The sequence below is a fragment of the Mesorhizobium sp. M0923 genome (genome assembly GCF_040319365.1).
Classification (GTDB): Bacteria; Pseudomonadota; Alphaproteobacteria; order Rhizobiales; family Rhizobiaceae; genus Mesorhizobium.
Window position 1 is genome coordinate 216,593 of record NZ_JAMYNW010000008.1, and the last position, 21,579, is coordinate 238,171.

A 21,579-nucleotide genomic window follows, 5' to 3' on the forward strand; every position below is an offset into this window, starting at 1 on the left:
CTGGCGGGTTGCGCGTATTGGCTGTTCGGCTTAAGCGATAGCGATCAACGAGATCGCGTTATGCCCATTCGCCTGAAAAAGCTGATCGGAAGCTTCCTGCTGGTACTGCTGGTCGTCGTCTATGCGATGGTCGCCTCGATCGTGGCAGTCGCCCAATTGTCACAGTCCGGGCCGCTGGCGCACTTCATCTTCTTCCTGCTGAGCGGGCTTTTGTGGGTGCTGCCGGCGATGGGCATCATCAAATGGCTGATCCTGGAGCCGCGGCCGAAGGGCCGAGGCAACAGTTAGATCGTCACCACCGTTTTGCCGGCATTGGCCAGCGGCGTCGTCACGCCCGACAACATTGTTCGGATGTGGGCGACGCTCTGATAGCGGCCATTGACCGAAATGCGCGGCAGGGCATGCAGGAACCCGGCATGCTCGGCGCGGAGTATGCCGTGGCGGGTCGTCACGGCCGAGGCATAGCCGGCATCGCGGACAAGGCCCACTTCGCGACGGCCGACGGCGCTGGCATAACCGTAGGGATAGGCGAAATGGCGCGGCTCCTCGCCGAGTTCGGCCTGCAATATGCGCTTGACGTCGCCGATCTCATGCCGCGCGTCGCTCTCGGAAAGCCGCTTCAGATTGCAATGATTGACGCTATGCGCTCCGATCGTCACCAGCGGGTGCGCGGCCATGGTGCGGAGCTCGTCCCAGTTCATCAGCGTGTTCGGGCGCGAACCGCCCAACTCGATGCCGTTCGAACGCGCCAGATCGCGCAATACCGCACGCTGGTCCTGCTCGCGCACCTTCAGCGTCAGATGAGCGTGCAGGCGCGCATTGGCCTGGACCTTTTTTCCTGGGTTCGAGCAATCGATCGTCACCGGGCCGTCCGGCGTCGTCAGCGTCAGGCGATCGCGCGCATTGACGATGTCCTCGACCACGTCCCACCACAAATCGGCAGCGCCATCAATCAGTCCCGGCGCGACGTAGATGGTGATCGGCGCGCCGTGCTTCTCCAGCACGGGCAGCGCCTCGGTCATGTTGTCTCGATAGGCGTCGTCGGCGGTGATCGTCGCGAACTGGCCGTCCTTGTCGCCAGCCTTGATGCGCTCGATTGCCTCGTCCAGAGTAACGAACGTGTAGCCGTTCGCCTTCATGTCGGCGATCACGATGTCGAGGAACCCAGGCGCGATGTTCAAGTGGCGGTTGACGCCGTTCGGCTTTTCCGGCGTCGCGGTGACCCGATGCAGCATCAGGATGGCGCCAAGGCCGCCGATGAACGGCTTGGCCAGCGGCGCAAGACCGGAATAGCGGGCGAGATTGAGCGCCAGTTTGCGGATTGCCTCGCCCCCGTCGATCATTCATTCACCTTTTGCGCCTAAGCTCATCAAGCATGGAATGCGCCTGCGCGGACCCCCAATCGCGACGAATACGCCCTAAGGATTGAGGTATGGTTGACGCCACCGCGTCATTTGACGGCAATCGGCTGGCAAGCAGCGAGGCGTCGCCGTGTGCCTTGCCGGCCGGCAAAGCCGGCCTGTCGACCTCGGTTGCCGATAGTGCGGCGCTGGCGGCGTACGCCGAATTCTGCCGTTCGGCGCTTTTTGCCCCGGCGCAGAGCGCAGGCTGGATCCTGAACTGGGCCGCACATACCGGCGCCGACGTTGTCGTTGCGACGCTGCGCGCCGACGACAGGCCGGTTTTCTCGCTGGCGCTGGAGGTCACCCGCAGCGGAGCATTCCGCGTTGCGCGCTTCATGGGCGGGCGGCATGCCAACGGCAATTTTGCCGCTGCCGACCTGCAATGGCTGGCGAATGCCGATATCGCGGCGATCCGTTCGATGCTGGCCGCGATTGCCAAGGCGCGGCGCGACATCGATCTTGTCGCGCTAGAGCGGCTGCTGCCTGATCTCGACGGCGTTGCCAACCCGCTCTCCGCCTTGCCGCATTTTTCGAGCCCCAATCTGTCGCTGGCCGCCGGTCTTGTCGGAGGGTTTGATGCACTGCTCACCCGCGTGAGCGGCAAGCGCAGGCGCAAGAAGCATCGCTCGCAGGCGCGCAAGTTCGAGGCCGTCGGCAGCTATCGTCGCATCGAGGCGAGGACTGCGGACGAGGTGAACAGGCTGCTCGACGCCTTTTTCGAGATGAAGGAATTCCGCTTCCGCAAGATGGGCATCGTCAATGTTTTCGGTGAAGCGGAGGTGCGCGCCTTTTTCCGCTCGCTGTTTGCCGAAGCGCTTCAAGAGGAAAACCCGTGCTTCGTGCTGCATGGGCTGGAAGTCGCCGGCAAGCTTCGTGCGGTCACCGGGTCGAGCCGCTCGGGCAAGCGGCTGATCTGCGAATTCGGGGCGATCGCCGAGGACGACCTCGCACACACCAGCCCCGGCGACTTCCTGTTCTTCGAGAACATCCAGGAAGCCTGCGAGACGGGTTTTGAAATCTATGATTTCTCAGTCGGCGACGAACCCTATAAGCGATTGTGGTGCGATGTCGAAACGCAGCATTTCGAGGTGCTGGTTCCGCTGACGCTGAAGGGCCGCGCGCTTGCGCTTGCGCTCAGGCACGGCGCAAGCCTGAAAGCATTCATCAAGCACAGCCCAATGGTCTGGAAGCTGACCAAGCTGCTGCGCCGCAAGGCTGTGGGACAGACAGCACCGGCCGCAGGCGAAGACGACAGCTGATTTCGATTTGAGAAAACTGCCTCAGGCGGCCGAGCGCCGCCCCGGCATTGGCCCCGGCGCCACATGGCCGATTGGCGTGACCAGCGTCAGGTCGGGATAGCCGCTCTCGATGAGCGCGACTGCGGCTTGCGTCACCTCGTCGTCCGGCTCCAGCATGGAGAGCAGCACCTCGGTGCCCTCGCCCACTAGGCGGCTGATGCCTTGCGCGTCCGCTGGCCCGCATTCGACAACGACCAGGTCATAGGCGGTGGTCAGCGACTGCATGATGATCGGCAGCCGGTCGGCGGCGCGCATGGCACGGACCGGATCGGCTGTGCCGACGGGAATCACGTGGCAGTCCGAATAGAGATCGGGGTGGATCACATCGCTGAACTGCGCTTGCGAGGCGAGCAGATCGGTGATGCCCGGAAACAGCCCGCTGTCCAGCATCGGCCGCGAGGCAGCACCCGAAGCGGTGAGATCAAGCAGCAGCACGCGTAGCCCGGCGTCAGAGACTGCGCGCGCCACCAGCACCGCCGAGGCAGCCGCCTCGTCGCCTTCCGGCGACACGAATATGGCGCGGGCGGCACCGGTGGCGATCAGTTTTTCCGCGGCCTTGTCGATGTCGACCTCACCGAGGGTGGAACGTGCCGGTTCAATGTCTGCAGCAGCCATCTCAGAGTACTCCGGTTCGATTTTCTCGGCAGCCGCTTCCGCCACCGCGACGGGTTCCGGCTCCAGTTTGGTTTCAGTGACACTGTTGTCGGACTCACCGAGCCGGTCGATCACGGCGACTGCCGGTTCGGGCCGGGCAACCGGCGGGCCGGGCTCGGCCACTACGCGTTCGGCCTGGACAGCCGGCATCGCAACCTGCTCGATGCGTTCGAAATGGGCACCGGCGGCCGGACGCATGGCGCGGCCGGAAAACAGTTCCTGCAGCAACGTGACGATCGCCATGAGGAGCAACGAGCCGACAAAGGCCGCACCGACAATCGGACCAATCTTGGGGAAATAGGGTTCGGTCGGCGCCCGGGCCTCCGAAAATAAGCGAGCGTCGACAGGCAGGTAGTTACGATCCTTGCGTGCGGCCGCCTGGAGATAGCTGGACGAGTAGAGATCGAGTTGCTGGCGCTTGGTCGCGGCATCGCGCTGCAGGGCATCGAGTTCCACCTGCTCTTCGCCGGCGCGGGCGGACGCCGCCTTCAGGGTGTTGACGTCGGCCACGAGTTGAGCCTCTCGTGCCTTCGCCGTCTCGGCCTGCGCCATCAGACCCTTCATGATCTTTTCCGCTTCGTTGCGGATCTGGCGGTCGAGATCGGCGAGCTGCGACTTCAGCGCACGGATGCGCGGATGATTGTCGAGCAAGGTGGTGGAAAGGTCGGCGATGTTGTTCTTGAGTTCGACTTGCCGCTCGCGCAGGCGCTGGATCAGGTCGGAAGACAACACCTCTGGAACGGCATCCAGCGAGCCGCCATTGCGCAACGCCCTGCGCACACTGTCGGCGGTCGCTTCCGCCGAAGCGCGGTTGGCGCGTACCCGTGACAGTTCGCTCGACAATTCGGACAGCTGCTGGGTGGCAAGCACCGAATTGTTGCCGCCCATCAAAAGATCGGACTGCGCACGGAATGCGGCAACCTTGGCCTCCGCCTCCTTCACCCGGTTCTGCAGGTCCGCGATTTCCGGCGCCAGAAAGTCGGTGGCGGCGGAATTCGATTCGAGCTTGGCGTTGCCCTTGGAGGCGATATAGGCGTTTGCGATGGCGTTCGGGATTGCGGCGGCAAGCTGTGGATCCTCTGACGAGAACTCGATAGCGATCGCGCGGGTTTTTTCAACGCCATAGACGTTGAGCTTGTCATGCATTGCGTCCAGCACGCGCTCTTCCAGCGGAATCTCGAAGGGATCGCTTTTCAAGCCAACGAGGACAAGGGTGCGGCTCAGCGCCGACATCTTCAGCGCCTCGTCGAATTCGGGCAATTTCGCGAGGTTGAGCTTCGCCGCCACCTGTTTGAGGATGTCAGGGGACGAAATGATCTGGACCTCGGTGGCCACAGCCTCTTCGTCGGGAATCGACCGCTCGTTGCCGTTGGCACCGGCTGGCCGCGTGAACTCCGATTCTCGAGGCCCGATCTCCAGCTTGGCTGCCGCCTTGTATTCGGGCGTTGCAAGCCAGGCGAGCGCAAAGGCCAGGCCGGTTACAGCCAGCGCGACGACAAGGATGCGCAGCCAGTTTCGCGCCAGGCTGGCGAAAAGCTGCCTGAGATCGACGTCGACATCTGCGGCCGCGGATTGAACGGACATGCATCCCTGCTCCGGTACTGAGTCAGCATGCACCGTAAACAACTATGGTAACTCAGCCGTTAATAACGCGGTAAGCACCTGTTAGGCTCTGCTAACAAGCCGCAAACAAGAGGCTGAAAACCATCTGCATTTGTCGATCGGGCCCGCATCGGCCGCGCGCCTTTACCGGCCATTAACCCTAACAGGATGATAACCGAGCTCGATCGTTAAGGTTTGCCGCAGAGTCGCCGGCTATTCAAAGGTACGTGTCCGCTCATGAAAAGCACTGCTCCCCTTTTCCGCGCGCTGCTTGCCGTATCGATGCTTTCGGGCTGCTCAAGCTACCGGCCGACGCCGGCCGCCTTCCATGAAGTGCTCGACCAGCCCTATCGCCTCGGTGCCGGCGACCGCGTCCGCGTCACCGTGTTCGAGCAGGAAGGATTGACCAACACCTACAGCGTCGACCAATCCGGCTATCTCTCGCTGCCGCTCGTCGGCAACGTGCCGGCGCGCGGCCACACCGCCCAGCAACTCGAGGGCGAGATCGCCGAGAAACTGCGCCAGGGCTATTTGCGCGATCCTGACGTTTCGGTCGAAATCGATCGCTACCGGCCGATCTTCGTCATGGGTGAAGTGGGCGCGGCGGGCCAATATTCCTACGTTCCGGGCCTGACCGTGCAGAAAGCCATCGCCATCGCCGGCGGCTTCACGCCACGCGCCAACCAGGAAAGCGTCGACATTACCCGCGACATCAACGGCAAGGTTATAACCGGACGCGTGGTGACCTCCGACCCGCTGTTGCCCGGCGACACAGTCTATGTTCGCGAACGCCTGTTTTGATGTGCTGACCAAGTGGCGGACACACTCAGGATCGTCCACTGCTTTCGCTCACCCGTCGGAGGCATCTTCCGGCATGTGCGCGACCTGACCGAGGCTCAGGTCGCCGCCGGCCATGCCGTCGGCATCGTCTGCGATTCGACGACTGGCGGCGATTTCGAGGAACGGCTGTTCGAACAGATGAAAGGCAGCCTGGCGCTCGGCATTCATCGCACACCGATGCAGCGGCATGTCGGGCCAGGCGATCTCGCTTCGGCCCGACGCACCTATAGGATCATAAAAGAATTGCGGCCGGACGTGCTGCACGGGCATGGCGCCAAAGGTGGCGCCTATGCCCGTCTGTTCGGCTCATTGTTGCGGGTATCCAGGTCTCGCGTAGCCCGCCTTTATTCGCCGCATGGCGGCTCACTGCACTATGACGAAACCACGGCGATGGGGAAGCTGTTCTTCGCGCTCGAACGCTTCATGGCTCGCTTCACCGATTGCCTGCTATTTGTTTCCGATTATGAGCGGCGGACTTATCGCAGGAAGGTCGGCGAGCCGCCCATTCCGAACGCTCTCGTACACAACGGCCTGCGCGCCGCCGAGTTCGAGCCGGTGCAGACCGAGCACAATGCCGTCGACCTCCTCTATATCGGCATGATGCGCGACCTCAAGGGCCCGGACATCTTCATCGATGCGCTGGGGCGAGCCGCAACACGGCTCGGTCGCCCATTGAAAGCGCTGATGGTCGGCGACGGCGACGACCTGCCGCGCTATCGCGCCAAGGTAGATCAGCTCGGCCTCGAGGTCAGCTTCCTGCCGCCGATGCCAGCCAGGCTCGCCTTCACGCTGGCCAAGCTGGTCGTCGTTCCCTCGCGCGCGGAAGCCATGCCTTATATCGTTCTGGAAACGCTTGCCGCCGGCAAGCCGCTAATCGCGACGTCGGTCGGGGGCATACCGGAAATCTTCGACACCGGCTCCCCTGCCCTGATCCGGCCCGACCCGCGCGAACTTGGCGACAAGATAAGCGCCGCTCTGGCCGATCTCGACGCCTACAAAGGCCTGATGCCCGGTGCCGCCGAACTCAAGGCACGGTTCGGCGCGGATGTAATGGCCGCCGAAATCGAAAAGGCCTATTTCGCCGCGCTCAAACAGTAGAGCAACTGATATCCACTCGGCTGCAAAAGGCCCCCGGTGAAAGCGTCTCCAAAGCCATCTGTTGTTTCAAGGGTTTCTTAGCTCTCTTTTGCTATTCACCTGAGGGAAACCTACGGACGCCCCATGAACGAAATCGACCCCGCGCGCCGTTTTTCGCTAGACGCGGTGCGCAAATTCGACGCCCCTGCCGAGAACAACACGGCCGGCGGCATGAACGACGTTGCCCGCCAGGTCGCCTCGCAATACCGGCGCGATACGATGTCGCCGATCATGGTCAGCGGCGTCCTGCGCATGGCGGAATTCGCGCTGCTGTTGGTGTCGGGTCTTGCCGTCTATTTCTACTATGTCGGCTTTTTCAGCTATCTTGCCTGGCAATACTCGCTGACGATCGCCGCCACCTCGTTCCTCGCGGTCGTTTTGCTCGACGTCACCGACTGCTACCAGATCGTCGCGCTGATGCGGCCGATCGCCAATTTCGGCCGCCTCCTGCTGGTCTGGGCTGGAACCTTCGCCTTGATGGCGCTCACCGCCTTCACCATGAAAATGTCGGAAGACTATTCGCGCCTGCTCTTCGGCACGTGGTTCGTTATTGGCTTCGTGCTGATCCTGGGTCTCCGGCTGGTGATGTCGAAGCTGATCCGGCGCTGGGCGCGCGACGGGCGGATGGAGCGCCGCGCCGTCATCGTCGGCGGCGGCAAGGCGGCGGAGGTGCTGATCCGCTCGGTCGAAAAGCAGCCCTACAACGACATCCGCATCTGCGGCATCTTCGACGATCGTGGTGACAAGCGTTCGCCGCCGGTTGTCGCCGGCTATCCCAAGCTCGGCACGATTTCCGAGCTCATTGAATTTGCCCGCATCGCACGCATCGACATGCTGATCGTTTCGCTGCCGCTGACCGCCGAATCGCGCGTGCTGCAACTGTTGAAGAAGCTGTGGGTGCTGCCGGTCGACATCCGGCTGTCGGCGCATTCGAATGCGCTGCAGTTCAGGCCGCGCGCCTATTCCTACATCGGCTCGGTGCCGATGCTCGATATCTTCGACAAGCCTATCAACGACTGGGATTCGGTCGCGAAACGCGCCTTTGACATCGTCTTTTCGATCATCGGCATCATCGTGTTCTCGCCGGTGATGCTGGCGACCGCGATCGCGATCAAACTCGACAGCAAGGGCCCGGTGCTGTTCCACCAGAAGCGGCACGGCTTCAACAACGAAATCATCGACGTCTATAAGTTCCGTTCGATGTACACCGACAAGGCGGACCCGACGGCGAAGCAGACCGTGACCAAGAACGATCCGCGCGTCACCCGCGTCGGCCGCTTCATCCGCAAGACCTCGATCGACGAATTGCCGCAGTTCTTCAATTCGCTGTTCGGTTCGCTGTCGCTGGTCGGGCCGCGCCCGCACGCCATTGCCGCGCAGTCGCACAACCTTCTCTACAATGAGGTGGTCGACGGCTATTTCGCCCGACACAAGGTCAAGCCCGGCGTGACCGGCTGGGCTCAGATCAATGGCTGGCGCGGCGAGATGGACACCAACGAGAAGATCCGCATGCGCACGGAATACGACCTCTATTACATCGAGAACTGGTCGCTGTTGTTCGACCTGAGAATCCTGTTCCTGACGCCGATCCGCCTGCTCAACACGGAAAATGCGTATTGAGCGCGACGGCCTACGAATTGCCGGCGGCGGCGGTCAACGCCAAGCTCATTGCGCTGATTGCGTCAGGGGCAGTTTTCCTCGGCGTCTTCCTGTCCGGTTTCGTTATTGCCGAGCCGGCGCCATACGACCTCTATATGATCGGGCTGATCGTGGTGTGGCCCTTGTTCGGCATGCGCATACAGCGCGCGGCGGTGCCACTTCTGGTGCTGCTGATGATCATGAACATCGGCGGAATGATCTCGATGACGCAGATGCCGGACCTCGCCGCCACGCCGCTCTATCTCGCCGTCTCGCTGTTCCTGACCCTCACTGCGGTTTTCTTCGCTTCCGTAACGGCCGTCCAGCCCAGTCTCTACCGCGTGATCTTCGTCGCTTATGTCGTGTCGGCAGTGCTGACTTCGCTGGTCGGCATAGCCGGCTATTTCCATGCGTTTCCAGGAGCGGAGATCTTCACCAAATACGACCGTGCCGCCGGCGCCTTCCAGGACCCGAACGTGTTCGGGCCGTTCCTGGTGCTGCCGGGCATCTACCTGCTCTATCTGCTGCTTACCGGCTCGATCGCGCGCATGCCTCTATTGGCGGTGCCGCTGCTGATCATCACCGCCGGCATCTTCTTTTCTTTTTCGCGCGGCGCCTGGGGCATGTTCGCCGTTTCGGCGATCCTGCTGACCGGGGCCTTGTTCCTGCAGAGCGCCAGCGGCAAATTCCGGCTGCGCGTCGTCGTCATGACCATCGCCGCCGTCGGACTGCTGGTCATTGCGATGATCGTCATCCTGCAACTGCCTGGCGTGGCGGAGATGTTCTCGAATCGCGCGCAACTCGAACAAAGCTACGACACCGCCCGCCTCGGCCGCTTCGCCCGCTACACGATCGGCTTTCAGATGGCGCTGGAGCATCCGTTCGGCATCGGCCCGCTCGTATTCGGCAAGATGTTCGGCGAGGACACGCACGACATCTGGCTGAAGATGCTGATGGATTACGGGTGGCTCGGCTTCGTGTCGTTCCTGACGCTGACGTGCTGGACGATCGCCGCCGGCTTCCGCATTCTGCTGCGCGACCGGCCCTGGCAGCCTTATCTACTATGCGCCTATGTCGCCTTCATCGGCAATATCGGGCTCGGCACCTTCATCGACATCGACCACTGGCGGCATGTCTACCTGCTGCTCGGCCTGATCTGGGGCGCCATCGCGCTGGAATACCGCCATCAGTGGCAGTTGCGGGCGGCGCGGCGCCCGCAACCTCCGTTGCTGTTGCTTCAGGCCGGACAGCAGCCGAATTCGGTTGACCGGACCCAGTCTATCACGATACATCGCGACCGGTCCGGAGTGTAGCGCAGCCCGGTAGCGCACTTGACTGGGGGTCAAGGGGTCGTCGGTTCGAATCCGGCCACTCCGACCATTAAATCCAAAGGCTTAGCCAGTTCCCCCAACTGGCCATACAGAATAGCCGCATTGCAGCCAGCGCAACACGATTTCGACCAAGGGCTTCGCTCGCCAGGTCAATGTGGAATAGCCCAAACCAGCATGCAAAAAGCTCGCGCCTTCCGGGAGAAGGACGCGGGCAGATCGGTGCAACCCGATCTGGCAGCAATTCTTATGAGGAGGGACTTGCTGCGTTGAGATGAACCGTCGCGCCGGCCGGGTTGTTCCATCGAGTAAATAAAAACCCGCCGCACATGAAGTACGGCGGGGCCGATCAAGCGCTGTTGCACCAGGCGGGGGACTCGGGTGGGCGGGCTTGCCAGGTGCGCGCGGATCAAGTCGACATTAGGCGCATGAGCGGTAGCGCGTCCACCAACCGGCGGTTGGAACGAACTGGTTCAACGCCGGCGGCCGGCTTGGCCTGAAACTTTTTCAGGGCGGCAGCGACGGGGTCAGGAAAGTCGAGCAAGCGCAACGTGCCCGGCCCTCGTTGCTTGCGGGAATGCCGGAAGGATCAATGGCAGCAAGCATGAAGAACCCAACCTGGATGCTGGCGGCCTGGGAACGAAACGTGGCAACTCACCCCGCCGGTTTCCGTGAGGACGCGAGCGCATCGTCCGCTACCGCGATTGGCGGCTGAACGCAAACAAGCCCGCCGCTTTTTCGGCACGGCGGGCTTCAGGCAGAAAATCAATCGTAGATCTTAACAATTTTGCGGGTACCTGGATCAACCAGGACGGTTCGTCCCTCGACGACTACATAGCGGTACTGAACGTCCGGCACTTCGTAAAGCTCGACTGTGTCGGGCAGAGCGGTGCCAATGTTGAGCTCAACACCGGGAAGGCTCAGGGATGCTACCGGCTTCTTCTTTACATACTCCCGGATCACCGTGTCTTGCTCAGGCTGAATGATGACGTCCTGAGCAGCGGCGGTTCCGATACCTACGAAAAGAAAGATTCCTGTCGCAGCAGATAAAAGTTGCTTTCCCATATAGCAATCCTCCAGCGAGGCAACCTTCCGCTACGGTGCTTGATGCTTCCGTGCGGGGCTACTTACCTAAACGAGCCGAAAGACTTGTTGTTCCGCTGGCGGTGGGCGAACTCCGGTGCCATGGCCATGAGGCCGCCTACAAACAAGCACCTGCTCAAGGCTTAGTTTCTTCCCGGGGAGGAGCTTTTGGGTCAGGACAATCAGGATAGGGCAATTCTTCACACGGAGAGGGCCTGTCGCCAACGCTGCCATAATGTTCCACGAGTTTTGCGAAACCGTAGGCGAAGGCGAAAAGAAGCATTAGGACAACCGCTATACGGACGGCCATACCGTATTGTAGCAGGATCCTCCCATTGGAGCGCGGGCGGCGTTTTTAATACGTTCGAATGTTGAGTTCGAAAAAGGTTGGCTCTAGTTGAATTGCCGTCGTCCGCAGTTGTAAGGGCGAGCGGACGCTTCGAAGATGACACGCCCTTTCGGCCTTTTCGGGAGAGATGCAATGTCGCTTCAAGGAGCTACCTGTCCTGCCGAGCTGACCATGTTGGCCAAAGCACTTGATGCCCGATGCCGTGAACTAGGCCTCGCTGACGGCGATCCAGGCAGAGAAGTGCTCGGCCGCAGGGTGATGGATTTGTTCGAAAGTGGTCAGCTCAGCGCCGAAGATTTGAGACTGGCTCTGAGCGGCGAGATTTTTTACGCCAAAAATCCTCCGGCCGGAGGCAGTGGGTTTTGATACGGCAAGCGGCTATCCGCGCAACCATTTGAATTATTGGTCCAGCGTAGGCTTCCGTGCACGCAAGGGCGCGCGTGAACAAATGTGATTTTGCGGTCGGTGCCAGACGGGCTAATCTTCCCAACGAATATCCAATGAAAGAGGAGAATGATCATGAAGACATTCCTCGCAACAGCCGCCGCACTGACCCTGTCCATATCCGCTGCCTCTGCGGATTGCCCCGCGCATTCAAAGGTCCAGGCATCGGTCGACACGCAGACGAGGACAGCGAGCGTCGAGAAGGCCGATATGTCGACAGCCGCGGACGCTCAGACGATCAAGAAAGAAGAGCCACAGAAGACCGAATAGCGGTAACGCTCACCGGATCCCACGACCCGGATAAAGGGCTACTGGCAGACATCCACCCACTCGGCGTCGACGAGTTCGGCCATGCGTTGCGGGCTGAGCCGGACGGCGGCGTTCGTCGCGCCTGCGGCGGGGACGACCTCGTCAAAGGCGCGCAGCGAGACGTCGCAGTACACCGGGAGCGGTGCCGGTAGGCCGAACGGGCACACCCCACCGACGGGATGACCGGTCGCGGCGAGCACCTGCTCGGCATCCAGCATTCGCGCCTTGCCGCCGAACCGGTCCTTGAATTTGCGATTGTCCAGCCTGGAGATGCCGCTGGCCACGATCAGCATCGTCTGGTCGCCGGCGCGCAGGCAGATCGTCTTGGCAATCTGCGCCGGCGCTACGCCATGCGCTTCGGCAGCCAGAGGCACCGTCGCCGAGCTGGCTTGCGTAACGATGACGTCGATTTCGGGCGCGTGGGCGACGAAGAAAGCGCGAACGGATTCGAGGCTCATCTCCGGCGATTTCCGTCTCGCGTCGCCGTGGCGGCCGGCAAGTCCGCTACGTGGCCGGAAAAACGAAGCCCGCCAGGGCAACCCATGGCGAGCTCGTCGAATAAACGCATGGCACGCCGCTACGACACGGACCGCCTTTTCGCAGGCAACACGGCTTCGTCGAACAGAGCGCTTTCCGGAAGTTGAAGCGCGGAGGCAATACGCCGACGTTTCGAAGGATCGGCATCGTTGCCGCTTTCGATGTCGGCAATCTCATAGGCTGCCAGCCCGCACGCCAGGGACAGCTCTTCGATACTGTATCCACGGGCTTCCCGGGCGGTTCGGACGGCACTGCGTTCAGGCGTAACCGCGCTCGCCGCCAGTTCGGAGTAAGGTTCGCGTTTTGCTATTTGGGGCATTGGCAACTCCGTGGGATGAAAGAGTTAGATCAAATCATGTTGTTGCCTGAGACGATCGGGAGAATGCCCGCTCCCCGGTGATTTGCCAAGCATCAAAGATAGCGTCACGGCATCGTGAACCGACGCCGGAATGAATGTGGATGCCGGGGCGCTCACATCTGGCCGGATCGTCGGCGGACACAGTTCGGAAACAAAATTCTACAGGCCGGAAAAACTGCCGAAAAACTCCAAGGCGATAGTCCCGACCGCAGTGCTCGAGTCACCGACCTGAATCGGTGACGCTCAAATTCGCCCTGCGCAAAAAGGAAACGATGTCATGAAGAAGTCTCTTCTCTCCGCCCTTGGACTTGCAATCGCACTTGCCCTCTCGATGCCGATCATCGGCGCGAGCAGCGCGAATGCAGCGACGATGCACACCACCGTCAAGAAGCATCACCGTCATCACTACCATCACCGCGTCCACCACCATCGCCATCATCACAAGAAGGTTGTGGCGAAGACGTACTGAAAACACCCTGGGACAGACAACCGGCAAGCAGGCGTTCTTGGCCTCTGATCAAGAGCGGCCAGCTTGCCGGGGTTTGCCGCGTCGACGAAATGGCGGCGGTCCCGCTGACCACCGCATTTCCCCTACCTTGAACGCGCTCGCGGCGCTTTTTGCTGCCGGCCACCGAGAAACAGACTGGCGACCAGCCCGACCAGAACCAGCCCGACAGCGGCCGCCGTCGCCGGGTGATCACGGGCAGTCTTCTCGATCGCCCGGCCTTGCCTTCTGATTGCCGGCAAGGTGTCGCCGAGACGCTCGGCGATATCCGAATAATAGTCCGACGCGGTATCGCGACCGTCTTCGTAATAGGCGCCGCCCCGCTTCAACACGGCTTTCTTCAAAGTGGCCAGTTCCCTGGTCAGGGCCGCGACCTGCTTGTTCAGATCGGTGTCGGAGATGCTCGAAAGCGATGCCATGACGTGGTTCCTTCATCTGCAGAAGGAAGCCTAACGCATGACCCCGAAGACCGTTCCGGTCAGCCCCGGCGGGCTTTAGCGAACCTGATCGAGCAGGCGCTTGCATTCGAGCAGGTCGAACAGCGCCTCCTGCAGCAATGCGCGATTATCACGGGAAAGTTTTGACGTGTCCGGCGGAACCGGGCCTTCCTCGTCGCTCTTGCCGATGCCGAAAAAACGACGGCTGGGTTTCACCCTCGGTTGGCCGACCAGCATCTCGTCGTCGGGGCCGCGCGGCTGCGCCGCTGGCGTCAGCGGTACCGCGTCAGCCTGCCGGCGCTGCGAGATCGCCTCGACCGCCGCCATGTCGCCATTGCCGACGGCGATCAAAAACTGGTTGCCGTTCTCGCGCAACAGCTTTTGTACGCCCTTGATCGTATAGCCCTGATCGTAGAGCATGTGGCGAATGCCCTTGATCAGCTCGACGTCCTGCGGCCGGTAGTAGCGGCGGCCGCCGCCGCGCTTCATCGGCTTGATCTGGTTGAAACGCGTCTCCCAGAAGCGCAGCACGTGCTGCGGCAAATCCAGATCCTCCGCGACCTCGCTGATGGTGCGGAAAGCATCGGGGCTCTTGTCCATGGGCGAATCCTCACGCTAGAGCATGATCGCGAAAGGCGGGGACCGGTTTTGGGCAACATCACGGTAAAACAAAGAGAGCAGCTTTTCCGTCCACCGGGGCGGATCACACCCAAATACCGATCCGGCCTGCCGAATCGCATCTTATTTCAGCGGTTTATGAAACAATATTCAAGCCCGGCGTAAAAGCAGGCTTCGTTTTTCAACCGAAGCCTGAAGCATGGATTCTCGGCAAGGGAGATCGGGAATCTACTTGCTGCCCTTGGCCTTGCTGTTTTGATGGGAGCGCAGGATGCGGTTCTTCAGCACGTTCGATGACTTGAAGGTCATCACCCGGCGCGGCAGGATCGGCACTTCCTCACCGGTCTTGGGATTGCGCCCGATGCGTTCGTTCTTGGAACGGACATGGAAGGTCGCGAAGGACGACAGTTTCACCGTCTCACCGCGAACGATCGCCTCGCAGATCTCATTCAGCACCGCCTCGACAAGCTCGGCCGATTCAGTACGCGACAGCCCAACCTTGCGGTAAACGGCTTCGGCGAGGTCGGCGCGCGTAAGTGTCTTTCCCCCCATACGAACCGTCCCATCAGCTCAAAAAATAAAATCGATACAAGCAACGGCAGAACCTAAGTAATTGATCCGTCAAGGTCAAGGACCCGAACCCGTTAGTTCGGCACTTACCAACGCAGCAGGACGGCGCCCCAGGTGAAGCCGCCGCCCATCGCCTCAAGCAGCACCAGGTCACCCTTTTTGATGCGGCCGTCGGCGACGGCCGCGGATAGTGCCAGCGGCACGGAAGCAGCCGATGTGTTACCGTGCAAATCGACGGTCACCACCACCTTCCGCTCCTCTATCCCGAGCTTTTTGGCCGAAGCATCAATAATTCGTTTATTGGCTTGATGCGGCACGAACCAGTCGAGATCAGCGGCGCTGATGCCGGCCTGTGCGAACGTCGCCTCGATGACGTCGGTGATCATGCCGACCGCATGCTTGAACACTTCGCGGCCTTCCATCCTGAGGTGCCCGACCGTTCCGGTAGTCGACGGCCCACCGTCGACAAAAAGCTTGTCCTTGTGGATGCCGTCGGAGCGCAGGCTGGCCGCCAGAACGCCTCGGTCGGCGATGCCGCCTGCCCCCGTGCCTGCTTCCAGCACTATCGCGCCGGCGCCGTCGCCGAACAAAACGCAGGTCGAGCGGTCGTTCCAGTCGAGAATGCGCGAAAACGTTTCCGAGCCGATCACCAGCACCCGTCTGGCCAAGCCGCCGCGGATATAGAGGTCGGCGGTCGTCACCGCATAGACAAAACCCGAGCAGACCGCCTGCAGGTCGAAGGCAAAACCGTGGTGCATGCCGAGCCGGTTCTGGATCTCGACTGCGGTCGCGGGAAAGGTGTTGTTGGGCGTCGAGGTCGCCAGCACGATCAGGTCGATGTCGTCAGCCGTCAGGCCGGCGCTGTCGAGGGCTGCGCGCGCTGCCGCCTCACCCAGAGAGGCCGTCGTCTCGTCGTCGGCCGCAATGTGGCGCTGGCGAATACCGGTGCGCTGGACGATCCATTCGTCCGAGGTCTCGACCATGCCTTCAAAATCGGCATTCTTCATAATGCGGCGGGGCAGCGCGGCGCCCGTGCCGCGCACGACTGATCTGATCAATGCTCTTTCCTATTCCTTTGCGTCGATGACGACGTCGGATTTCCGGATTGTCTGGGCATTCGGATTGCGGGCATGGAACAGGTCGAGATCGGCCTCGATGCGGTCAAGCAGATTGTTGCGCACCATGTCGTAGCCGAGCTCGATCGCCGCAGCGAAGCCATCCGAATCAGCCCCGCCATGGCTTTTCACCACGATGCCGTTCAATCCCAGGAAGACGCCGCCATTGGAGCGGCCGACATCCATCTTCTCGCGCAGGCGATCGAAGGCGGTCTTGGCGAAGATATAGCCGATCCTGGCCATCAGTGTCCGGTTCATCGCGGCGCGCAGGTAGCCGGCGATCTGCCTGACCGTGCCTTCCGCCGTCTTGAGCGCGATATTGCCGGCAAATCCTTCGGTAACGACGACGTCGACACTGCCCTTGCCGATGTCGTCACCCTCGACAAAGCCATGGTAGTTCATCGAGGCCATGTTGGCCTCGCGCAGCATACGGCCTGCTTCCTTGACCTCCTCCTGACCCTTGATCTCCTCGACGCCGACATTGAGCAGGCCGACGCTCGGCCGTTCGATGCCGAAAACCGAGCGCGCCATGCCGGTACCCAGAATGGCAAAATCAACCAGTTGATGCGCATCCGCACCGATGGTTGCGCCGACGTCCAGCACCACGCTTTCGCCGCGCAATGTCGGCCAGAGCGCCGCAATCGCCGGGCGGTCGATGGTCGCCATGGTGCGAAGGCAGAATCTGGACATCGCCATCAGTGCGCCGGTATTGCCAGCCGAGATGCAGGCGTCCGCCGTGCCTGCCTTGACCGCTTCGACGGCTTTCCACATCGATGACTTCCAGCGGCCATGGCGCAGTGCCTGGCTCGGCTTGTCGTCCATCCGGACTGCGATCTCGCAGTGGATGAACTCGCTCACCTCCGCTAGCTTGGGGAATTTGGCGAGTTCAGGCCTTACCGCTTCTTCGCGCCCATAGATGACGAAGCGTATGTCCGGACGGCGGGTGGCGACAGTCATGAGCGCCGGGATGACCACGCTTGGCCCGTGATCGCCGCCCATGGCATCGATGGAAATCCTGATCACGCGGTGTTCATCTCACGGTTGCTTGGCCAGCGGGCTTGCCAAGGTACGGGGCTCGCGAAGGTTCGGCGAAAATAACGGTTTTGGGCTGCCGCACAACCAACTTTTCTCAAATTGGGTCAGCCATCAGGATTTTCCCAGCAGTGATCTGAGCTTTTGCTGGAATTCATTCTCCACAGGCTCGGCATCGCCGGCGGCCTCCAGCGACACACCCGGCTTGCGCGGATAGGGATCGATCGCCAAGCCAAAGAACTGTTCGGCAAGCGCCCCGACGTCGATCGCGTCGCCGGAAAAGGTTTCCGGGCTGTCCGGCCCTTCGGCGTCGAGCAGGATCTCACCGCCACCGTCGAAACCTTGCCGCCCGAGCTTGGATTGTTCCGGCAGGAACAGCGCCTCGACCGGCTCGTCGATATGCGCCTCGACCGGGTCGAGAGTGATGATGCAGGCCTGCGTTATATCGGCCTCGACATGGCCGCTGACTTTCACCCCATTGCGCTTCCACGGCTCGATCAGAAGTTCGGCGCGATAGTTCTCGACCGAAAGCAGCTCATGCTCGACGGCCAGTATGGCGCGCTGCCCGGCGTCGGCATCGATCACCACCGGCAGCCCTTTTTGCGGCATCCGGGCGACATTTGCCAGGAATGACACTGGGCTGTGGGTATCAGGATGTTTCATCTTCGCCTCCACTTCGCCGCCTTCATTCGGCCTGCCTTCGCTCAGAGTTGGCCACTGGAAATGCCACCGTGCCGGAAACGATCGATTCGGTCGGCTGTTGCGTGAGTTGCCTTGATGCATCGGCGGCATAGAGTGCCAGTTGCGACGCTTGCGGCCAGGCGCCGGCATCCGGCCTGACATTGCGGGAAAGGGCGGCGGCAAGCGCATCATGGTCATTTCGTTTCAGCGCATCGTCATAGGCGGCGGTACGGCCATAGAACATCTTCGCCAGTTTCCGCATTCGCTTCGGCACGCCGACGTCGCCAATGCCCAATTCCCGCAACGAATGTTCGACATCCATGAAGAACTCGTCGATCAGCACCTGCGCAACCTCTGCCGCAGCACCGCCCTCGCCGCGCAACCGGTGCTGGAACAGGAACATGTGCAACGACAGCATCTCGAAGCGGCCGAGCGGCGTGTCCGGCACGTTCCAGGCGGAATAAAACACCGGTTGCCGCGCCGCCGCCACGATTTGTGCGTAAAGCGCCTCGGTGATGGCGCGGTTGGCGTGACGTTCGCGGCCAAAGAGGCGCTGGAACATTTGAGGGTGGTCTCCCGGGACCGTTTGTTGAAGTGGCCTTGTTGCATCGGCAAGCAAGCTGGTTTACCGGTTTTGCGGCCCAGCGCAAGTTGCGGCCAGCTTATGGAGTTGTAGTTGCGCGCGCTGAAATTCAAGTCGACTTTCCTGCCTAGGCCCGCCGGTGCGGTTTCGCTGCTGGTGATCGCTGCGGCGCTTTCCGCCTGCAATTCGTCCAAGATGATCGGCGATCTCAATCCGAGCGAGACGCTGACGCAGGGCTACGTCATCGACCAGCAGGCGATCGACCTGGTGCCGGTCGGCTCGAGCCGCGAACAGGTGCTGCTGGCGCTCGGCACTCCCTCGACGAAGGCGACCTTCGACAACGAGGCCTTTTATTACATTTCGCAGACGCGCAAGCGCTATGTCGCCTTCGACAAGCCGCGGCTAGTCGACCAGCATGTGCTGGCGGTCTATTTTGGCGATGACGGGCGCGTCACCCAGATCGCCAATTACGGCCTGAAGGACGGCAAGGTGTTCGACTTCATCTCGCGCACCACGCCGACCGGCGGCAAGGACCAGAACTTCCTCAGCCAGATCATCAGTGGCGCCAGCAAGCTGACGCCTGGTGTTCCGGGCGCCAGCGGCGGCAGTACGCTCGGCGGCACCTGATCCACTCGACGGTGTCGGCTTCTTTTCTTTTCGCTTCCCTGTAAGCGGCGGCACATCTCAGGCAATGAAAACCCGCGGGAGCGATCCCGCGGGTTTTTGTCTTGAGCCGTGGCGACCGAGCTTAGCCGTGCGCGAGCACGGCCAATAGCAGCAGCGCGACGATGTTCGTGATCTTGATCGCCGGGTTGACCGCCGGCCCAGCAGTATCCTTATAGGGATCGCCGACCGTGTCGCCGGTCACAGAGGCCTTGTGTGCTTCGGAGCCCTTGAGGTGCTTGAGGCCGTCCTTGTCGACGAAACCATCTTCGAACGACTTCTTGGCGTTGTCCCAGGCACCGCCGCCGGAGGTCATCGAGATGGCAACGAAAAGGCCGTTGACGATGACGCCGAGCAGCGAGGCGCCGAGCGCGGCAAAGGCGGATGCCTTCGAACCGGAGATCAGGAGGACACCGAAATAGACCACCAGCGGCGCCAGCACCGGCAGCAGTGATGGAACGATCATCTCCCGGATCGCTGCCTTGGTCAGAAGGTCGACGGCGCGCGCATAGTTCGGCTTCGAGGTGCCGGCCATGATGCCCGGATCCTCGCGGAACTGCTTGCGCACCTCCTCGACGATAGCACCGGCGGCGCGGCCGACGGCGGTCATGGCGATGCCGCCGAACAGATACGGGATCAGGCCGCCGAAGATCAGGCCGGCGACGACATAAGGATTGGAGAGGTCGAAGGAGACGTCGCCCATGCCCTGGAAGTAGGGGTATTTGTCGCTATTGGCGGCAAAGAACTTCAGGTCGTTAGAGTAGGCCGCAAACAGCACCAGCGCGCCGAGGCCGGCCGACCCGATGGCGTAGCCCTTGGTTACCGCTTTGGTGGTGTTGCCGACAGCGTCGAGCGCGTCGGTGGACTGGCGCACTTCCTTGGGCAGGCCGGCCATTTCGGCAATGCCGCCGGCATTGTCGGTGACTGGGCCGAAGGCATCGAGCGCGACGATCATGCCGGCGAGGCCAAGCATCGTCGTCACCGCGATCGCCGTGCCGTAGAGGCCGGCGAGCTGGTATGTCGAGATGATGCCGCCGACGATGACGATCGCCGGCAACGCCGTCGCTTCGAGCGAGACCGCCAGGCCCTGGATGACGTTGGTGCCGTGACCGGTGACCGAGGCCTGGGCGATGGAGTTCACCGGACGCTTGTTGGTGCCGGTATAATATTCGGTGATCACCACGATGAGGCCTGTCACCACAAGGCCGACCAGGCCGCAGATGAACAGGTTCGTGCCGGTGATGGCCATGCCGGCGACGGTGCCGATCTCACCCCAGCCGATGCATGCCGAAGTGGCGACGGCAAGGCCGACAATTGACAGCAGGCCGGTGACGATCAGGCCCTTGTAGAGAGCGCCCATGATCGAGCCGCTGGAACCGAGCTTGACGAAGAAGGTGCCGGCGATCGAGGTGAGAATGCAGGCGCCGCAGATGGCCAGCGGATAGAGCATGGTCGCGCCGAGAACGGCGGTGCCACCGAAAAAGATGGCGGCAAGGACCATGGTGGCGACCACGGTCACCGCATAGGTCTCGAACAGATCGGCGGCCATGCCGGCGCAATCGCCGACATTGTCGCCGACATTGTCGGCGATGGTGGCCGGATTGCGTGGATCGTCTTCGGGAATGCCGGCTTCAACCTTGCCGACGAGATCGCCGCCGACGTCGGCGCCCTTGGTGAAGATGCCGCCGCCGAGACGAGCGAAGATCGAAATCAGCGAGGCGCCGAAGCCAAGCGAAACCAACGAGTCGATGACGACACGGTCATCGGGCTGAAGGCCCATGAACTGGGTCAGGATCAGGTAATAGATCGAGACGCCAAGCAGGGCCAGGCCAGCAACCAGCATGCCAGTGATAGCCCCAGACTTGAAGGCGATCTCGAGGCCGGCAGCGAGGCTGTTGGAAGCCGCCTGCGCGGTGCGCACATTGGCGCGCACCGAGACGTGCATGCCGATGAATCCAGCGGCGCCCGATAGAACGGCGCCGATCAGGAAGCCGATGGCGGCGGTGATCGAAAGCAGCCACCAGGCGAGCAGCAGGACCACGACGCCGACGATGGCGATTGTGGTGTACTGGCGCGCCAGATAGGCTTGCGCGCCTTCGCGGATGGCCGCGGAAATTTCCTGCATGCGTGCATTGCCCTGATCGGCCGCGAGGACCGAACGTGTCGCCCAGATGGCGTAAAGGACTGAAAGCAGACCGCAGGCGATGACAGCTGAAAGTATGGTCATTGCCGAATTTTCCTCGATTGGTGGCCCAAAAGAACCCCTCCCCGGGCCGTTGAGACAGGGGACGAATTTTCCGCAACCGGAATCCGTCCCTTCGCAGCGGCTTATGCGAAACAGGGCTCGGAACGTCAAGATATTGTTCGGTTTTTGTCCGGTTTTCGCTCAAAACAT

23 protein-coding genes and 1 tRNA gene are annotated in these 21,579 nt (G+C 61.7%); 11 read left to right on the forward strand and 13 right to left on the reverse strand.

Features of this window, described 5'->3' with window-relative positions:
* Positions 1 to 60 precede the first annotated feature (60 nt).
* Positions 61 to 288, forward strand: a complete 228-nt coding sequence (locus NKH89_RS16405; protein ID WP_023717309.1) for a DUF2842 domain-containing protein — start codon at positions 61 to 63, stop codon at positions 286 to 288.
* Here NKH89_RS16405 and NKH89_RS16410 read toward each other — a convergent pair.
* Positions 285 to 1,343, reverse strand: coding sequence for a polysaccharide deacetylase family protein (locus tag NKH89_RS16410; protein WP_023717308.1), 1,059 nt, complete (start codon positions 1,341 to 1,343; stop codon positions 285 to 287). The two genes, NKH89_RS16405 and NKH89_RS16410, sit on opposite strands and share 4 nt — an antisense overlap.
* 89 nt (positions 1,344 to 1,432) lie before the next feature.
* Here NKH89_RS16410 and NKH89_RS16415 point away from each other — a divergent pair, with 89 nt between their 5' ends.
* Positions 1,433 to 2,662, forward strand: coding sequence for a GNAT family N-acetyltransferase (locus NKH89_RS16415; protein ID WP_352481216.1), 1,230 nt, complete (start codon positions 1,433 to 1,435; stop codon positions 2,660 to 2,662).
* 21 nt (positions 2,663 to 2,683) lie between these two features.
* Here the strand turns inward: NKH89_RS16415 and NKH89_RS16420 are convergent, their stop codons facing one another.
* Positions 2,684 to 4,939, reverse strand: coding sequence for a GumC family protein (locus tag NKH89_RS16420; RefSeq protein ID WP_352495315.1), 2,256 nt, complete (start codon positions 4,937 to 4,939; stop codon positions 2,684 to 2,686).
* 255 nt (positions 4,940 to 5,194) lie between these two features.
* Here NKH89_RS16420 and NKH89_RS16425 point away from each other — a divergent pair, with 255 nt between their 5' ends.
* The 5 genes from NKH89_RS16425 (at position 5,195) to NKH89_RS16445 (ending at position 9,952) form a co-directional block, all read left to right on the forward strand.
* Positions 5,195 to 5,758, forward strand: coding sequence for a polysaccharide biosynthesis/export family protein (locus tag NKH89_RS16425; RefSeq protein ID WP_023717305.1), 564 nt, complete (start codon positions 5,195 to 5,197; stop codon positions 5,756 to 5,758).
* 12 nt (positions 5,759 to 5,770) lie between these two features.
* Positions 5,771 to 6,895: a glycosyltransferase family 4 protein gene (locus NKH89_RS16430; protein ID WP_352481218.1), complete on the forward strand. Its 1,125-nt coding sequence runs from the start codon at positions 5,771 to 5,773 to the stop codon at positions 6,893 to 6,895.
* A gap of 123 nt (positions 6,896 to 7,018) precedes the next feature.
* Entirely contained in the window at positions 7,019 to 8,554 is a 1,536-nt protein-coding gene (locus NKH89_RS16435; protein WP_352481219.1) for an undecaprenyl-phosphate glucose phosphotransferase, read from the forward strand.
* Positions 8,551 to 9,885 carry an O-antigen ligase family protein gene (locus NKH89_RS16440; RefSeq protein ID WP_352481220.1) on the forward strand — a complete coding sequence of 445 codons (1,335 nt, stop codon included), beginning with the start codon at positions 8,551 to 8,553 and terminating at the stop codon, positions 9,883 to 9,885. The genes NKH89_RS16435 and NKH89_RS16440 overlap by 4 nt, the downstream gene beginning before the upstream one ends.
* Positions 9,876 to 9,952, forward strand: a tRNA-Pro gene (locus NKH89_RS16445). Before NKH89_RS16440 ends, NKH89_RS16445 begins: the two co-directional genes overlap by 10 nt.
* A gap of 713 nt (positions 9,953 to 10,665) precedes the next feature.
* On the opposite strand, the gene NKH89_RS16450 is transcribed toward NKH89_RS16445, so the two are convergent.
* Positions 10,666 to 10,965: a DUF1236 domain-containing protein gene (locus NKH89_RS16450; protein ID WP_023717301.1), complete on the reverse strand. Its 300-nt coding sequence runs from the start codon at positions 10,963 to 10,965 to the stop codon at positions 10,666 to 10,668.
* 499 nt (positions 10,966 to 11,464) lie between these two features.
* Here NKH89_RS16450 and NKH89_RS16455 point away from each other — a divergent pair, with 499 nt between their 5' ends.
* Entirely contained in the window at positions 11,465 to 11,698 is a 234-nt protein-coding gene (locus tag NKH89_RS16455; protein ID WP_031193496.1) for a hypothetical protein, read from the forward strand.
* A 153-nt stretch (positions 11,699 to 11,851) separates the two neighbouring features.
* The gene (locus NKH89_RS16460; protein ID WP_023717300.1) at positions 11,852 to 12,046 is read left to right on the forward strand and encodes a hypothetical protein; all 195 of its coding nucleotides are present in this window, start codon (positions 11,852 to 11,854) and stop codon (positions 12,044 to 12,046) included.
* Positions 12,047 to 12,084: 38 nt separating this feature from the next.
* Here the strand turns inward: NKH89_RS16460 and NKH89_RS16465 are convergent, their stop codons facing one another.
* Positions 12,085 to 12,543, reverse strand: coding sequence for a YbaK/EbsC family protein (locus tag NKH89_RS16465; protein WP_023717299.1), 459 nt, complete (start codon positions 12,541 to 12,543; stop codon positions 12,085 to 12,087).
* Between the two features lie 119 nt (positions 12,544 to 12,662).
* Positions 12,663 to 12,941: a helix-turn-helix domain-containing protein gene (locus NKH89_RS16470; protein WP_352481221.1), complete on the reverse strand. Its 279-nt coding sequence runs from the start codon at positions 12,939 to 12,941 to the stop codon at positions 12,663 to 12,665.
* Positions 12,942 to 13,257: 316 nt separating this feature from the next.
* On the opposite strand from NKH89_RS16470, the gene NKH89_RS16475 reads away from it, so the two are divergent.
* Positions 13,258 to 13,449 carry a hypothetical protein gene (locus tag NKH89_RS16475; protein ID WP_352481222.1) on the forward strand — a complete coding sequence of 64 codons (192 nt, stop codon included), beginning with the start codon at positions 13,258 to 13,260 and terminating at the stop codon, positions 13,447 to 13,449.
* A 122-nt stretch (positions 13,450 to 13,571) separates the two neighbouring features.
* On the opposite strand, the gene NKH89_RS16480 is transcribed toward NKH89_RS16475, so the two are convergent.
* The 7 genes from NKH89_RS16480 to NKH89_RS16510 all read right to left on the reverse strand — a co-directional run bounded on the left by NKH89_RS16480 (position 13,572) and on the right by NKH89_RS16510 (position 18,500).
* The gene (locus tag NKH89_RS16480; RefSeq protein ID WP_023717294.1) at positions 13,572 to 13,904 is read right to left on the reverse strand and encodes a hypothetical protein; all 333 of its coding nucleotides are present in this window, start codon (positions 13,902 to 13,904) and stop codon (positions 13,572 to 13,574) included.
* A 75-nt stretch (positions 13,905 to 13,979) separates the two neighbouring features.
* Positions 13,980 to 14,522 carry a MerR family transcriptional regulator gene (locus NKH89_RS16485; RefSeq protein WP_352481223.1) on the reverse strand — a complete coding sequence of 181 codons (543 nt, stop codon included), beginning with the start codon at positions 14,520 to 14,522 and terminating at the stop codon, positions 13,980 to 13,982.
* 246 nt (positions 14,523 to 14,768) lie between these two features.
* Complete coding sequence (locus tag NKH89_RS16490) at positions 14,769 to 15,092, reverse strand: integration host factor subunit alpha (protein WP_023717292.1); 324 nt, start codon at positions 15,090 to 15,092, stop codon at positions 14,769 to 14,771.
* Between the two features lie 104 nt (positions 15,093 to 15,196).
* Positions 15,197 to 16,168: a beta-ketoacyl-ACP synthase III gene (locus NKH89_RS16495; protein WP_023717291.1), complete on the reverse strand. Its 972-nt coding sequence runs from the start codon at positions 16,166 to 16,168 to the stop codon at positions 15,197 to 15,199.
* Positions 16,169 to 16,177: 9 nt separating this feature from the next.
* Positions 16,178 to 17,248 carry a phosphate acyltransferase PlsX gene (gene plsX, locus NKH89_RS16500; protein ID WP_352481224.1) on the reverse strand — a complete coding sequence of 357 codons (1,071 nt, stop codon included), beginning with the start codon at positions 17,246 to 17,248 and terminating at the stop codon, positions 16,178 to 16,180.
* Positions 17,249 to 17,371: 123 nt separating this feature from the next.
* On the reverse strand, positions 17,372 to 17,920 hold the full coding sequence (locus tag NKH89_RS16505) for a YceD family protein (protein WP_352909330.1): 549 nt from the start codon (positions 17,918 to 17,920) through the stop codon (positions 17,372 to 17,374).
* A 22-nt stretch (positions 17,921 to 17,942) separates the two neighbouring features.
* Positions 17,943 to 18,500: a ubiquinol-cytochrome C chaperone family protein gene (locus NKH89_RS16510; protein WP_023717288.1), complete on the reverse strand. Its 558-nt coding sequence runs from the start codon at positions 18,498 to 18,500 to the stop codon at positions 17,943 to 17,945.
* Between the two features lie 114 nt (positions 18,501 to 18,614).
* On the opposite strand from NKH89_RS16510, the gene NKH89_RS16515 reads away from it, so the two are divergent.
* Positions 18,615 to 19,148 (forward strand): outer membrane protein assembly factor BamE, encoded by a 534-nt coding sequence (locus tag NKH89_RS16515; RefSeq protein ID WP_023717287.1) that lies wholly within the window; start codon positions 18,615 to 18,617, stop codon positions 19,146 to 19,148.
* A gap of 121 nt (positions 19,149 to 19,269) precedes the next feature.
* Here NKH89_RS16515 and NKH89_RS16520 read toward each other — a convergent pair whose 3' ends face one another.
* Positions 19,270 to 21,411, reverse strand: coding sequence for a sodium-translocating pyrophosphatase (locus NKH89_RS16520; RefSeq protein ID WP_023717286.1), 2,142 nt, complete (start codon positions 21,409 to 21,411; stop codon positions 19,270 to 19,272).
* Between the last annotated feature and the right edge of the window lie 168 nt (positions 21,412 to 21,579).